A 13,516-nucleotide genomic window follows, 5' to 3' on the forward strand; every position below is an offset into this window, starting at 1 on the left:
CGAACCGGACACGTGCCGTGACCGACATCGGTGTCCCGACGCGCCCAAGCCGTTCTGCACCAGCTCTGAACAGGTTGGGCCGTCAGATCGCTAGGCTTGCGACATGGCAGGCAAGCGTGACGTGGAGAGCGACCGGCTGGCCGAACTAGCCGGCGAGGCATCGGCAGAGGCGGCGATCCAGGCCGCCGCGATGGCGCCCGAGCTCGAAAACGCGCTGACGGTCCCACCTGACCTGACCGCGGCCGCCTTCTTCGACGTGGACAACACGATGATGATGGGCGCGTCGATCTTCCACTTCGCCCGCGGCCTGGCCGCGCGCAAGTACTTCTCGTCGTCCGACCTCGCGGGCTTCGTCTGGCAGCAGCTGAAGTTCCGCGTCGGCGGCCGCGAGGACCCGGAGTCCGTCAAGGCGTCCCGCGAGCAGGCGCTCTCGTTCGTCTCGGGCCGCAGCGTCGCCGAGCTGGTGTCGCTGGGCGAGGAGATCTACGACGAGCTGATGGCCGACCGCATCTGGAAGGGCACCCAGGCCCTCGCCCAGATGCACCTCGACGCCGGCCAGCGCGTCTGGCTGGTCACCGCCACGCCGGTGGAGCTGGCGCAGATCATCGCCCGCCGCCTGGGCCTGACCGGCGCGCTGGGCACCGTCTCCGAGTCCGAGAACGGCATCTACACGGGCCGTCTGGTGGGCGACCTCCTGCACGGCAAGGCCAAGGCGCAGGCGGTGAGATCGCTCGCCGCCAAGGAGGGCCTCGACCTGCGCCGCTGCACCGCGTACTCGGACTCGTCGAACGACGTCCCGATGCTGTCGGTCGTGGGCACCGCGGTGGCCGTGAACCCGGACTCGCAGCTGCGCGAGGTGTCCCGCCGCAAGGGCTGGGAGATCCGCGACTTCCGCACGGGCCGCAAGGCGGCCAAGATCGGCGTCCCGTCGGTGCTGGGTGCGGGTGCCCTGGCCGGTGCGGTGGCGGCGACGATGGCGTACCGGCGCCGGGTCAAGTAAGCCCGAGGTCCTTCCACCCCTGCTCGCCGGCGGGGGTCAGCACCACCGCGCGACTCGTCCCGATCCGGCGCACCCAGCCTCGTTCGAAGAACACCGAGCAGAGGTGGGCTCCTGCCGCGCCGGCGAGGTGGGGGACGCGCTCGGTCCAGTCGAGGCAGGCCCGGCTGAGCTGGCGCTTCGAGGGCTCGAAGCCGAGTTCTTTGAGCCAGACCATGCCCGGTTCGGTGATGGTGAGTTCGGAGGCGGCGCGATCACCATTGGCCCCCAGCACCCCTGACCTGAGCAACCCCACCTTGAGCGCGATGCCGAGCTTCCCGGCGAGGTGGTCGTAGCAGGTCCGCCCCCGAGCCATCGCCTCCGACACCGAGGCCGCCCGCAACCCGCGCGGCGATGGCTGCGGGCCGGCGAACGCGACCATCGCCTCCAGCAGCTCGGCGACGTGCGGCCCGGCCAGCGCCACGTACCGGTGCCGCCCCTGCCGGTGCTCGGTCAGCAGCCCGCCGTCGACCAGCTTCGTCAGGTGCTCACTGACGGTGGAGGCGGCCACTCCGGCGTGCGAGGCCAGTTCGCCCGCGGTCCAGGCCCGTCCGTCCAGCAGGGCTCCGCAGATCGCGGCACGGGTGGAGTCCGCGAGCAGACCGGCGACCTGGGCGAGTGCTTCCACCCCTCCATTCTGCGACCGGAACGCTTCGGCCGGCACCGAACCGTCCAGCCCCTACCGTCGTCGGGCATGAGCGAAGAGCTGCTGCTGCCGGTCCCGTCGGTCCCGCCAGGAGACACGGGCGTGGCCTGGCTCAGATCGTCGGTGGTCAGGTTCAGCAACGGCCGGGAACACGCCCGCAGACGCGCTCTCACCGAGCGGCTGCTGGACGGCGTGCGGGCGAGCACCCTCGACGAACTGGCCGCCGCGCTCGGCCTGCCAGGCGCGTTGGACGACATCGCGCGAATCGCCCCGAGCTACCAACCCCACGAACCGATCACCCCGGAGGCGGACGCCGCCGTCGAACGCCTGGCCGGTGCGCACGACGAGGAGGCAGCGGCCCGGATCGGCCTGCTCGTCCAGGCCTGGGCCGCCACGAACGCGCTCGCCGAACGCCTCCGCACGGGCGACACGGCCCCACCGGTCCCGATCACCCGCAGGGCCACCGACCGAGGCGTGATCGAGGTCAGCCTCCAGGACCACCCGTTCGGTCACGGCCCGCACGCCTGCCCCGGTAGGCACCTGGCGGCTCGGATCGCCAAGAGCCTGGCGTTCAGGGCCCTGCACCACCAGGCGGAACCGCTGGTCCTCCCCAACGCGTGGGACTACGCCTCCGCCGTCGCCCTGCACGCGGCGGGCTTCGCGGCGGTCGGCACGACGAGCCTCGGCGTGGCCGCCGCGCACGGCATCCCGGACGGCACGGGCCTGGCCGGTGACCAGGCCGTCGCGCTCGCGCGGATGCTCGCGGACCTGCCGTTCCCCGTCACGGCCGACCTGGAGTCCGGGTTCGGCGCACCGCCGGAGGAGGTCGCGGAGCTCGTGGCCGGGCTCGGCGTCGCGGGCGTCAACCTGGAGGACGGCCGCCCGCACGGCCTCGCCGCCCCGCAGGAGCAGGCCGAGCTGATCACCGCCGTCAAGACGCGCACGCCAGGGGTGTTCCTCAACGCCCGCATCGACACCCACTGGCTGGGCAGGGCGAAGGAGGAGACCGAGGACCGGGCCCGCCGCTACGTCGACGCGGGCGCGGACGGGATCTTCGTCGCGGGCCTCACCGAACCACGCGAGATCGCGAAGCTCGCAGAGCTCGCCCCGCTGAACGTGCTGGCCCAGCAGCGCACGCCGAAGGAGCTCGGCGACCTGGGCGTCAAGCGCGTCAGCACCGGATCACTGCTGTTCAGAGCAGCACTCCACCACACCGTCACGACCGCGCGGGCGGTGCTCGACGGTGGGACGGCACCGGCGTTCAGCTACGAGAGCGTGCAGGACCTGATCAGCCGAGGAACACGTTCCGGCGCTGGGTGAGCAGCCGGTACAGGGTCTGCTGGATCGTCTCCCGCACCTGGTCGGTGAGGTTGAAGACGAGCATCGGGTCGTCGGCCGCGTTGTCGCCGAACACGTCCGTCCGGATCGGCTCGCCGAACTCGATGTACCACTTGGACGGCAGCGGGATCGCGCCCAGCGGCCCGAACAGGGGGAAGAACGGCGTCACCGGGAAGTACGGGAAGCCCAGCAACCGGGCGAGCGTCTTGATGTCGCCGATCATCGGGTAGATCTCCTCGGCGCCGACGATCGACACCGGAATGATCGGCACGCCGGTCTTCAGCGCCGCCGACACGAAACCGCCGCGGCCGAAGCGCTGCAGCTTGTAGCGGTCCTTGAACGGCTTGCCGATGCCCTTGAAGCCCTCCGGCCACACGCCGACGAGCTCACCGGACGACAGCAGCCGTTCGGCGTCCGCGTTGCAGGCGAGCGTCTGGCCGCCCTTGCGCGCCAACGCGCCCAGCATCGGCGTGCGGAACACGAGGTCGGCTCCCAGCCCGCGCAACGGCCGGTGTGCAGGGTGCTCGGACGCGATGCCGTACGCCGTCATCAGCGCGTCGAGCGGCACGGTGCCGGAGTGGTTCGCCACGATCAGCGCGCCACCGGCCATCGGGATGTTGTTCAGGCCGATCGTCTCGACGCGGAACCACTTCTCGTACAACGGCTTCAGCGGAGGCATCAGCACGTTCTCGGTGAGGTCCTTGTCGAACCCGAACTCGTCGATCCGGTAGTCGCCCGCGATCCGCCTGCGCGCGAACGACAGCAGGTCGGTCAGCCTGCGTTCCCAGTCCGGTGCGGCGGACTGCTGCTGCTCCGGCTCGGGAACCACCTCGACGTGGCGCGATCTGCGCGCCGCGTCGCGTTCCGGGTCGTGCAGCGGGATAACGCGTGCTCCTGCCACTGCGTTCATCTCCTCATAGCAAAGATCAGCGGAAACGGGCGGCCGCGTCGAGGATTCCCCGTTCCGCGGCGTCGATCGTCTCCGGGTCGATGAGCGGCTTCAGGCCTCGGCCGTTCACGTAGTCGTCGAACGCCTGCTGGGTGGTCCACCGCGGCGTGAACCCGAACTCCTTGCGCAGCAGGGTGGTGTCGACCACGCGCCCCCAGTTGAGGAACCTCATCTGGTCGGGCGAGAAGTCGACGAGCCGGGCGCTCCGGAAGAAGCCTCCGACCGTGGGCACGGCCATGCTGGGCACCGGCAGGTTCAGCCTGCCCGCCCGCCGAATGGCCTGCGACAGCAGCAGCACGCCGTCGCCGCCGACGTTGTAGACACCTGGCAGGTCGTGCAGCGTCGCGCGTTCCAGGACCGCCAACGCGTCCTCGGAGTGCAGCAGCTGCACACGAGCGTCGTAGCCCAGGACGGTGGGCACGACCGGTAGTGCGAAATAGCGCGTCAGCACCGTGTCGATGCGCGGGCCGATGAAGTTCGTGAAGCGCAGCGTCGTGACGTTGACGTCCGGCCTGCGGCGGCCGAACCCGCGCACGTAGCCCTCGACCTCGACCGCGTCCTTGGCGTAGCCGGACGACGGCAGGTCCTTGGGGCCCATGTCCTCGGTGAACACCGCAGGGTCGCGGCTGCTGGACCCGTAGACGGCGCTGGTGGACTTCACGACGAGCTTCTGCACCTTGGGCGACTTCTGGCACGCGGCCAGCAGCTGCATGGTGCCGATGACGTTCATCTCCTTCATCACCGTGCGGCCGGTGGGCCCGGCGGGGCTCGCGGTGACGGAGGCGTGGACGACCGTGTCCACGTTCGCGGTGGAGATGACCTTGCTGATCAGCGGGTTGCGGATGTCGGCGCGCACGAACTCGGCCCTGCCCATGCGGCGCAGCAGGTCGCGTGGCGGCGGCTCGGTGTCCACACCGAGCACGCGCTCGATGTCCGGGTTCGCGGCGAAGCGCGCGGCGAGGTGGCCGCCGAGGAAGCGGCTGACTCCGGTGACGAGGACGACCTTGGGCGTCATGCGACTCCAAGCACGAAGGACGTGGCGATTGGTCGATGCTACAGACCGGATTGAGAACCGCACGGGGCCGGAACGCCGTCTTGACGCAGGTCACGCAGGCTTTACTGCCTAATCACCCGAACGGCGGCCCTCGTTCCCGTGGAAGCTCGGGCCCATCTCACTGGGTGATATCGCGTGACTCCGCAAGCACCCGAACAGGTCCGGAAAAACGCAACCGCCGCCGGCCTCCTCGCGGAGACCGGCGGCGGCAGAGCGCATGCGGGCTTACTTGCCGCGCTTCCTGCGCTGGACCCTGGTCTTGCGCAGCAGCTTGCGGTGCTTCTTCTTCGACATGCGCTTGCGGCGCTTCTTGATGACCGAGCCCATGCGGGTTCCTTAGCTCTAGACGTTGCTTTGACTGGCGCGCCCCAGCCTTGGCCGTGTCAAGCACGGCGCGCCGGTAAGCACGATCGGCCTACCAGTCTACCCGGCGGGGTTCACCAGCCTTCAGCCAGCGTCGAAGTACGCGTTCTCCAGGTAGGCGTGGACTGCCTTCTCGGGCACCCGGAACGACTTCCCCACCCGCACCGCGGGCAGTTCACCGGAGTGCACCAGGCGGTACACGGTCATCTTGGAGACCCGCATCATCGAGGCCACTTCGGCCACGGTCAGGAACTGCACCTGAGCGAGGCCCGTTCGTTCGTTCTCCTTCGCAGGCATAAATCACCGCATCCTTCGACACGTGTCGTGCCGTCGGTCTTCCCCACCGACGGTTCGACACGCACGTGCTGCCCTGAGAGTAGCGGGACTGGTGTGACTCCTGCGACGTCCAAGTGGGGCCGGGCCCTCACTTCGGTCAGTCCTCGTGCTGCCTGCCCAGCTCAACGGACCGGTCACGAGCGCTTTCGATGGCCGCGAGAAGGGCCGCGCGCACGCCGTGCTTCTCCAGCTCGCGGATCGCCATGATGGTCGTGCCGGCGGGCGACGTGACCGCCTCGCGCAGGATCACCGGGTGGTTCGAGCCCTCGTTGAGCATCGTGGCGGCGCCCACCGCGGACTGGATGATGAGCTGCGAGGCCAGGTCGCGCGGGATGCCGAGCAGGATGCCCGCGTCGATCATCGCCTCGACCAGGAAGAAGAAGTACGCGGGACCGGACCCCGACAGCGCCGTCACCGCGTCCTGCTGCGACTCCGGCACCACCGCGACCTTGCCCACGGTCGACAGCAGCTCCTCGACGACCTTGAGGTGCTCGGGCGTGGCGTTGGAACCGCCGGAGACGGCGCTCATCGCCTCACCGACGACCATCGGCGTGTTCGGCATGACCCGCACGACCGGGGTGCCCGCGGGCAGCCTGCGTTCGTACAGGGCGGTCGGAAGGCCCGCGCAGAGCGAGACGATCAGCGTGCCGGGACGCAGCACCGGCGCGAGCTCGGTGAGCAACGGCTCGATGTCCTGCGGCTTGACCGCCACGACCAGCACGCCGGCCTTCGCCGCCGCGCCCTCGACCGTGACGGCCTCGAACCCGTACTGCTCGGTCAGGGCCTTCGCCCGTGACTCGTGCTTCTCGGTGAACAGCAGATCCGAGGCCGCGCGACCACCCTGCAGGAGCCCGGACAGCAGCGCCTCACCGATCTTGCCCGCGCCGAGCACCGCGATCTTCGTCATCGGTCAAGTCTCACACAGCGGGGGTCAGCGCCAACTGCCGTGCCTGGCACACGAGCCGCCCGGCCGAGTCGATCACCGTGGCGTCCTCGTCGAACCACTGCCCGTGCACCGCCTGGCAGGTCACGTGGATGCGCAACCAGCCGGGAGCGGGCCGCGCCCGCAGCAACGCCGTCAGCTGCACCGTCGGTGACCAGCCGAAACGCCCGAGGTTGAACGTCACGGGCATCGACAGGTCCCCTGCGAGCAACGCGAAGTACGGGTCGGGCTGCTCGTCGGTGGGCCGCGCCCACAGCTTGAGCGTCAACGGCCCGTCCGTGCGCCGGTCGAGGAACGTCGCCGACTCGCGGTCCACCCGCAGGTCGCACAGGGCCCCGACCTTGTAGCTCCCGCCGGTCGGGAAGTTCCCGAGCTCCACCGCACCGGGCGGCGGCGCTGCGGGCATCGCCGGCAGGTTCACGTAGTCGGCCCGGTTCTCCGGTATCCGCCCGGTCGTCACCGACGCCTCGACGCACACCTGACCGCGCTGCTCCAGCGACACGGCGATGACCGTGGCCGTCCGCCCGGCCTTGCGCACGTCGGTCCGCACCAGCACCGGCCCGACCTCGGGCGCCCGCAGGAACTGCGCGGACACCACCAGCGGATCCCCGTCGGCGACCTGAGCCGCCGCACGGGTCATCACGGCCAGCAGGAAACCACCGTGGGGCTTCGGCCCGACGGTCCATTCGGCCGGCAGGGACGCGGTGAACGTTCCGTCACCGAGCGACCGCACCGCACTGGACTTCGAGAAGGTCATGAGCGGCTGGCCAGCGACCGCAGGAAAAAGGTCACGTTGGCAGGCCGTTCTGCTAGTCGCCGCATGAGATATCCGTACCACTGCTCACCGTAGGGAACATAAACGCGAGTCCCGAGACGCCTCTGCTCCTCGGTCCGGACGCCGTAGAGCATCTGGTACTCGAAGTCAGTTTTGTCATACCAGCGCGCCCGTTCGCCAATGATTTCGATCAGCCGCGGGTCGTGCGTGGCGAACATCGGGTAACCCTCTCCAGCGAGGAGAACGTTCACACACCGCACGTAGTTCAGATCAACCTCTGATGGATCCTGAACCGCAACCTCGGGAGGCTCCGCGTAGGCCCCCTTGACCAGCCGAACCCTGCTCCCGGCCCCGGCGAGCCGCCGGCAGTCGTCCAGCGTCCGGTGCAGGTAGGACTGCAGCACGGCCCCCACCCACGGCCAGGTGCGGCGCAGCTCGTCCAGCACCCGCAGCGTCGAGTCGGTGGTGGTGTGGTCCTCCATGTCGAGCGTGACCGTGGTCCCGCACTGCTCGGCGGCCGCACAGATCCGGGAGGCATTCGTCAGGGCGAGCGCCTCGTCGAGCGTCTGCCCGACCGCGCTCAGCTTCACGCTGACCTCGGCGTCCTTCGCGAGCCCCGCCGCGTGCAACGCGTCGAGCAGTTCCAGGTACGCCTGCACGGTCTTCTCGGCCTGGGCCTTGTCGGTGGTGTCCTCGCCCAGGTAGTCCAGCGTCACCGGCAACCCGAGGTTCCGCACGACCTCGACCGCGTCGGCTGTGCTCTCGCCCGCGACGAACCGCTTCACGACGTCCCGGCTGATGGGCGCGCCTGCGACGAGGTGGCGGACCGTCTCGTTGCGAGACGCGGCCATGATCAACGCTCGCAGCGGGTTCACACCGGAACCCTAACTCGCCGCGCGACACGCCGACGCCGGGGCGCGCGGTGCCGACCGCGAGCAGCCTCAGCGACCCAGTCCGGGCCGCGCCTTCCCCGACCCGCCCTCGACGGCCCAGTCCAGGTGCAACCGGGCGAACAGCAGCGCCTCGGCCAGCATCTCCCGCCGGGCGTCAGCGGTCCCGGCCCGCCGGGTGTTGACCTCCAGCACCACCTGGCCGTCGAACCCGGACCTGGCCAACGTCTCGCAGAGCTCCGCGCAGGGCTGAGTCCCCCGACCGGGCACCATGTGCTCGTCCTTGGGCGCCCCGGACCCGTCGGCGAGGTGGACGTGCCGCAGCCCGTCCCCCATCCGCTTCGCCAGCTCCAGCGCGTCCATGTGCGCGGCGGCGGAGTGCGACAGGTCCAGCGTGTAGTTCGCGTGCCCCACATCGGTGGGATCCACAGAAGGCTTGAACGCGTTCATCTCCACGGAACGCCCACGTCCGAGCGGACGCTTCACCGGGAACATGTTCTCCACGGCGATGGCGATCCCGCTCTCCGCCTCCAGCGACGAGACCAGCTCGGCGAACCCGTCGGCGTACTTCCGCTGCCACCGGAACGGCGGGTGCAGCACCACGGTGGGCGCGCCGAGGTCGCCGGCCGCCTCGACGGCACGCCGCAACCGCTCGGACGGGTCAGGCGACCACACCCGTTGCGAGATCAGCAGGCAGGGCGCGTGCACGGCGAGCACCGGCATGCCCGATCGGGACGACAGGCGGTCGACCGCCCGGATGTCCTGCGACACCGGGTCGGCCCACACCATCAGCTCGACGCCGTCGTAGCCCAGTTCGGAGGCGATGTCGAACGCCGCTCCGGCGGGCTGCGGGTAGACCGACGCCGTGGAGAGCCCGACCGGGATGCGGGCGGTCAACTCTTCACCAGCAGCATCGCCGCTGGTGAGACGGTCACGATGAGGCCCACGAGCACGGCCAGGACGGTGGTCTGCAGATCGTCCGCGCGGCGGATCTTTCGCACCAGCAACACCAGACCCACGGTAACCGCCAGCGCGACCACCAGTGCGGCGGCGGGCACCGCGCGCCACAGGTAGTTGAACGCCAGCCACAGGCCCGCGCCGCCGAGCACGCCGACGGCGAGCTGGCCGATCATGACCAGCCACTCCTTGCCGGCCGAGCGCGGTTCGGCTTCGGGCTCCTCGTCGACCTCGGCCGCGTCGTCCAGGCCCGCGGGGCCGTCGTCGTCCTCGGCGTCGGCGTCGTCCGCGAGGTAGTCGTCCTCGGCGCGGTAGGCGGCGTACTCCTGCGAGTCGTCGTCGTCCACGTACGGGCCGGGGTGCGCCGCGGTCGACTCCATCGGGGGCATCGACAGGTCGGTGTGGGCGTTGGGGTCGTCGTCGCCGAACCAGGCGTCGGGCTGGTTGCCCGGCAGCGGCTCCGGCAGCCTCGGCGGGGCGGGCGGCACGATCAGCACGGACTCGGTCTCGAGCGCGGCGATCTTGTCGACCGGCGTCTTGGCCGGGATGCGCGGAAGCTGCTCGGTCATCGCCTCGCGGGGCGGACCGGCCGGCATCGGCGGCTTGGGCCGGGCGATGTTCGTGCGCGACGGGTTCGGCGCGGCCGTCGTCGCCTGGTCGAGACGAGCCTCCAGCCGGCCGGGCACCTCCGGGCGCGGCATGTCCGAGCGCGACGGCTGGTCGCGGACCTGCGGCACCTGCCTGGTCTGCTCGGCGGCCGCGGGAGGCGGCATCGGCGCCGCGGGCTTGGGCGCGGCCGGCTTCGGCGGTGCGGGCTTGGGGGCCTGCGGAGCCGGTCTGCGGACCTGCGGCGGCTGGGCCTGCGGCAGCGGCATCTGCTGCGACGGCTGCGGCTTCGGCGGTGCCACCGGCGGTTTCGGCTGGTAGGCGGTGCGCTCGGCCGCTGCGGGAGGCGGTTCCGGTGCGGCGCGACGACCGGGCTGCGGCACGTCGTCGTCGCGGATCGCCATCAGGCGGCCGCTGTCGGACAGCACCCGCTCGATGATCGTCTGGGGTGCGGTCTCCGGCTGCTGGACGTCGTCTTCCTCGTCCGCAGCCCGGCGGCGTCGCCGACGTGGCGCACTCTCTGCGCTGCCCCCGTACTGGGCGAGCAGCTCAGCGACTGTGCGCTGCGTCTGGTCCGATCCGCTCTCTCGACTCATCAACTCCACCGTGCCCCGGTCTGGCCAGTCCGTCCAGTATCGCCCTGGTCGGTGCCGTCAGTGTGGTCCAGCCGCCGGAGGATGACACCTTCCCGGAGTGCCCAGGGGCAAATCTCCAGCTGGGTGAGTGACAGGGCTCGCATTGTGGCCTCCGCGACCAGTGCGCCCGCGACGAGCTGGTGGGCGCGCGAGGTGCTCACGCCCTCCAGTTCCGCGAGGTCACCGGCCGACATCCGGGAAATGAACGCGATCAGCTGCCGGAGCCCGGCGTCGGTGAGCACCCGACGCGCCCTGGGCCCGGCAGACGATGGCGCGGCCCCGGTGAGCCGCGCCAGCGTTCGGAAAGTTTTTGAGGTTGCAACCACCCGATCGGGTTCACCCGCGCGTTTCAGCTTCCGCGCCACGGGCGCGAGCTGCTCGGCGAGCCAGTCGGTGGTCTCGCGGACCTCGGAGCGCCGGGGCGGGTCCTTCTTGAACCGGGTCCTGGTGAGCCTTCCCGCGCCGAGCGGCACGGAGAAGGCCAGGTCCGGGTTCTCGTCTCGGCCGATGGCGAGCTCCAGCGAGCCGCCGCCGATGTCGAGGCTGAGCAACTTCCCCGCGGACCAGCCGTACCAGCGGCGGACCGCGAGGAAGGTGAACTTCGCCTCGTCCTCGCCGGAGAGGACCTTCAGCTCGACCCCGGTCTCGGTGCGGACCCTGTCGAGCACCTCCGCGGAGTTGCCCGCCTCGCGCACCGCCGAGGTCGCGAACGCCATCAGGTCCTCGCAGCCGGACCGCTTGGCCGAGGCCTTGGCGGCGGCGACGGCACGAACGAGCTGGTCAGCGCCCGCTTTGCGGAGCTGACCGGAGTCGTCGAGCTGCTCGGCGAGACGAAGGATCGTCTTCTCCGACGTCATCGGGATGGGGTGGGCACCACGATGCGCGTCCACCACCAGTAGGTGGACGGTGTTGGAACCCACGTCGAGAACGCCCAGGCGCACGCCGGAAACGGTACCTGGTCGTGTCCGTCAGGACTCGAACTTGTAACCCAGACCCCTCACCGTCACCAGGTGACGAGGGGCCGACGGGTCGGGTTCGATCTTGGACCGCAGCCGCTTGACGTGCACGTCCAGCGTTTTCGTGTCGCCCACGTAGTCCGCTCCCCAGACGCGGTCGATCAGCTGTCCACGGGTCAGGACGCGGCCGACGTTGCGCAGCAGGTACTCCAGGAGGTCGAACTCCTTGAGCGGCAGGCTGATGTCCTGGCCGCTGACGGTGACGACGTGGCGTTCCACGTCCATCCGCACCGGGCCGGCCTCCAGGATCTGCGGGAGCAGGTCCTCGGACTCGCCGCCGCGGCGCAGCACCGCGCGGATGCGGGCGATGAGCTCACGGGCCGAGTACGGCTTGGTGACGTAGTCGTCGGCGCCCAGTTCGAGCCCCACGACCTTGTCGATCTCGCTGTCGCGGGCCGTCACCATGATCACGGGGACGGCGGAGCGCTGGCGCAGCTGCTTGCACACGTCCGTGCCGCTCATGCCGGGCAGCATCAGGTCGAGCAGCACGATGTCGGCGCCGTTGCGGTCGAACTCCTCCAGCGCCTCCTGGCCGGTCGCCGCGAGCGCCGCGGTGAACCCCTCCTTGCGCAGCAGGAAGGCGAGCGGATCGGCGAAGGACTCCTCGTCCTCCACGATGAGCACCCTGGTCACAGCTCTCCTCCTGGGTCACCCGTGCCAGCCGGCACGAGAGTCAGATTCGGTTCGGTCGCCGCGGCAGGCAGCCGCAGCGTGAAGGTGGACCCCGTTCCTGGCAGGCTCCACAGCTTCACCTCACCGCCGTGGTTGGCGGCGACGTGCTTGACGATCGCGAGCCCGAGGCCGGTACCCCCGGTGGCCCGCGACCGGGCCTTGTCGACGCGGTAGAACCGCTCGAAGACGCGGACCTGCTGGTCCTCGGCGATGCCGATGCCGCGGTCGGTCACGGCGATCTCGACGTGCCCGTCCACCAGCCGCCGGCTCACGCTGACCGGGCTGCCGGGCGGCGAGTAGGCGACAGCGTTGTCGAGGAGGTTCGTCAGCGCCGTGACCAGCAACGACCGGTCACCCGGCACGACGAACCCGCTCGGTTCGTCGGTGGTGATCGCGATGTTGACGGACTCGGCGGCGAGCTTGGACCGCGACAGCGCCTCGTTGATCACGACGTCGATCTCGGTGTCGGCCAGTTCCGGCAGCTTCTCGGCACCCTGCAGCCGCGACAGCGCGATCAGCTCGGTGACGAGCGCACCGAGGCGGGTCGCCTCCTGCATGATCTTCGCGCTGAACCGGCGGACCTCGTCCTGGTCGTCGCTCGCGTCCAGCACGGCCTCCGCGAGCAGCGCCAACGCCCCGACGGGGGTCTTCAGCTCGTGGCTGACGTTCGCCACGAAGTCGCGCCTGGTCTTCTCCAGCCGCACCGACTCCGACTCGTCCGTGGCGTCCACGACCGTGAAGTCCTCGATGAGCAGCCGGACCTCGGCGTGCACGGCCTCCGGCTGCCGCCCGGTGCGGTAACCGTCCAGCGGCGAGAGGTCGACGTACACGACCTCGTTGCTGTTGCGGACCCCCTCGGCGGCCTTGCGGGCCCGGTCGTCCACGCGGTTGTTGCGGACGATCCCGAGCTCTTCGGCGCGGGGGTTGTGCAGCACGACGTCACCGAAGTGGTTGAGCACCACGATGCCGTCGTGGGAGTCGTGCACGATCTGCTGGATCAGCTCGGCGACGGTGAGGCCGTCCGGCTTCCTGGGCTGCCTTGGTGCGGTGAACCGGCCGATGAAGAAAGCGGCTATCACGCCGATGAGCGCGAGGCCGATCGACACAGCGAGGTAACCCGTTGTGGTCACGAAGCGAATGGTAAGCAGCTCAGAGGTGTCCTGGCCTAGTGCGGAAGCGTGAACCGTGATACCCGCGACACCTCAGTGGACGGTTGTTCTGTAGCTGGTCAGACGCCGTTCACCCAACCGTGTCCTTGGACGCGAAAAGGCGCACCCGAACGCCGGGTGCGCCTTTCTCG

15 protein-coding genes are annotated in these 13,516 nt (G+C 70.3%); 2 read left to right on the plus strand and 13 right to left on the minus strand.

What is annotated here, in order from left to right; translation table 11 throughout:
* The first annotated feature begins 103 nt into the window (after nt 1–103).
* Nucleotides 104–1,000 (plus strand): HAD family hydrolase, encoded by an 897-nt coding sequence (locus ACFWN2_RS37445; protein ID WP_382435304.1) that lies wholly within the window; start codon nt 104–106, stop codon nt 998–1,000.
* Here ACFWN2_RS37445 and ACFWN2_RS37450 read toward each other — a convergent pair.
* On the minus strand, nt 993–1,664 hold the full coding sequence (locus tag ACFWN2_RS37450; RefSeq protein WP_382435305.1) for an ArsR/SmtB family transcription factor: 672 nt from the start codon (nt 1,662–1,664) through the stop codon (nt 993–995). The genes ACFWN2_RS37445 and ACFWN2_RS37450 overlap by 8 nt on opposite strands.
* 66 nt (nt 1,665–1,730) lie before the next feature.
* On the opposite strand from ACFWN2_RS37450, the gene ACFWN2_RS37455 reads away from it, so the two are divergent.
* A complete protein-coding gene (locus ACFWN2_RS37455; protein WP_382435306.1) occupies nt 1,731–3,002 on the plus strand; it encodes an isocitrate lyase/phosphoenolpyruvate mutase family protein in 1,272 nt (423 codons plus the stop codon).
* Here ACFWN2_RS37455 and ACFWN2_RS37460 read toward each other — a convergent pair.
* The 12 genes from ACFWN2_RS37460 to ACFWN2_RS37515 form a co-directional block, all read right to left on the minus strand.
* A complete protein-coding gene (locus tag ACFWN2_RS37460) occupies nt 2,971–3,930 on the minus strand; it encodes a lysophospholipid acyltransferase family protein (RefSeq protein ID WP_382435307.1) in 960 nt (319 codons plus the stop codon). The two genes, ACFWN2_RS37455 and ACFWN2_RS37460, sit on opposite strands and share 32 nt — an antisense overlap.
* Nucleotides 3,931–3,946: 16 nt before the next feature.
* On the minus strand, nt 3,947–4,984 hold the full coding sequence (locus ACFWN2_RS37465) for an NAD-dependent epimerase/dehydratase family protein (protein ID WP_382435308.1): 1,038 nt from the start codon (nt 4,982–4,984) through the stop codon (nt 3,947–3,949).
* A gap of 264 nt (nt 4,985–5,248) precedes the next feature.
* Nucleotides 5,249–5,350: a 30S ribosomal protein bS22 gene (locus tag ACFWN2_RS37470; protein ID WP_015105422.1), complete on the minus strand. Its 102-nt coding sequence runs from the start codon at nt 5,348–5,350 to the stop codon at nt 5,249–5,251.
* Nucleotides 5,351–5,470: 120 nt separating this feature from the next.
* Nucleotides 5,471–5,683, minus strand: coding sequence for a helix-turn-helix domain-containing protein (locus ACFWN2_RS37475; protein ID WP_030477960.1), 213 nt, complete (start codon nt 5,681–5,683; stop codon nt 5,471–5,473).
* Between the two features lie 136 nt (nt 5,684–5,819).
* Entirely contained in the window at nt 5,820–6,629 is an 810-nt protein-coding gene (gene proC / locus ACFWN2_RS37480; RefSeq protein WP_382435309.1) for a pyrroline-5-carboxylate reductase, read from the minus strand.
* 10 nt (nt 6,630–6,639) lie between these two features.
* On the minus strand, nt 6,640–7,422 hold the full coding sequence (locus ACFWN2_RS37485) for a thioesterase family protein (protein ID WP_382435310.1): 783 nt from the start codon (nt 7,420–7,422) through the stop codon (nt 6,640–6,642).
* A complete protein-coding gene (locus ACFWN2_RS37490) occupies nt 7,419–8,315 on the minus strand; it encodes a proline dehydrogenase family protein (protein WP_382435311.1) in 897 nt (298 codons plus the stop codon). Before ACFWN2_RS37490 ends, ACFWN2_RS37485 begins: the two co-directional genes overlap by 4 nt.
* 66 nt (nt 8,316–8,381) lie before the next feature.
* Nucleotides 8,382–9,227 carry a sugar phosphate isomerase/epimerase family protein gene (locus ACFWN2_RS37495; RefSeq protein WP_382435312.1) on the minus strand — a complete coding sequence of 282 codons (846 nt, stop codon included), beginning with the start codon at nt 9,225–9,227 and terminating at the stop codon, nt 8,382–8,384.
* Nucleotides 9,224–10,489: a hypothetical protein gene (locus ACFWN2_RS37500; protein WP_382435313.1), complete on the minus strand. Its 1,266-nt coding sequence runs from the start codon at nt 10,487–10,489 to the stop codon at nt 9,224–9,226. The genes ACFWN2_RS37495 and ACFWN2_RS37500 overlap by 4 nt, the downstream gene beginning before the upstream one ends.
* A complete protein-coding gene (locus ACFWN2_RS37505; RefSeq protein WP_382435314.1) occupies nt 10,489–11,469 on the minus strand; it encodes a hypothetical protein in 981 nt (326 codons plus the stop codon). Before ACFWN2_RS37505 ends, ACFWN2_RS37500 begins: the two co-directional genes overlap by 1 nt.
* 27 nt (nt 11,470–11,496) lie before the next feature.
* Nucleotides 11,497–12,177 (minus strand): response regulator transcription factor, encoded by a 681-nt coding sequence (locus ACFWN2_RS37510; protein ID WP_109629061.1) that lies wholly within the window; start codon nt 12,175–12,177, stop codon nt 11,497–11,499.
* Nucleotides 12,174–13,346: a sensor histidine kinase gene (locus ACFWN2_RS37515; protein ID WP_382435315.1), complete on the minus strand. Its 1,173-nt coding sequence runs from the start codon at nt 13,344–13,346 to the stop codon at nt 12,174–12,176. The genes ACFWN2_RS37510 and ACFWN2_RS37515 overlap by 4 nt, the downstream gene beginning before the upstream one ends.
* Nucleotides 13,347–13,516 lie beyond the last annotated feature (170 nt).

Origin of the sequence: Lentzea sp. NPDC058436, assembly GCF_042721515.1 — a bacterium.
Lineage (GTDB): Bacteria > Actinomycetota > Actinomycetes > Mycobacteriales > Pseudonocardiaceae > Lentzea.

Coding starts and splice junctions, on each gene's coding strand:
- ACFWN2_RS37485 (WP_382435310.1), bottom strand. CDS start 7,422: ATGACCTTCTCGAAGTCCAGTGCGGTGCGGTCGCTCGGTGACGGAACG.
- ACFWN2_RS37465 (WP_382435308.1), bottom strand. CDS start 4,984: ATGACGCCCAAGGTCGTCCTCGTCACCGGAGTCAGCCGCTTCCTCGGC.
- proC (WP_382435309.1), bottom strand. CDS start 6,629: ATGACGAAGATCGCGGTGCTCGGCGCGGGCAAGATCGGTGAGGCGCTG.
- ACFWN2_RS37455 (WP_382435306.1), top strand. CDS start 1,731: ATGAGCGAAGAGCTGCTGCTGCCGGTCCCGTCGGTCCCGCCAGGAGAC.
- ACFWN2_RS37460 (WP_382435307.1), bottom strand. CDS start 3,930: ATGAACGCAGTGGCAGGAGCACGCGTTATCCCGCTGCACGACCCGGAA.
- ACFWN2_RS37500 (WP_382435313.1), bottom strand. CDS start 10,489: ATGAGTCGAGAGAGCGGATCGGACCAGACGCAGCGCACAGTCGCTGAG.
- ACFWN2_RS37475 (WP_030477960.1), bottom strand. CDS start 5,683: ATGCCTGCGAAGGAGAACGAACGAACGGGCCTCGCTCAGGTGCAGTTC.
- ACFWN2_RS37470 (WP_015105422.1), bottom strand. CDS start 5,350: ATGGGCTCGGTCATCAAGAAGCGCCGCAAGCGCATGTCGAAGAAGAAG.
- ACFWN2_RS37445 (WP_382435304.1), top strand. CDS start 104: ATGGCAGGCAAGCGTGACGTGGAGAGCGACCGGCTGGCCGAACTAGCC.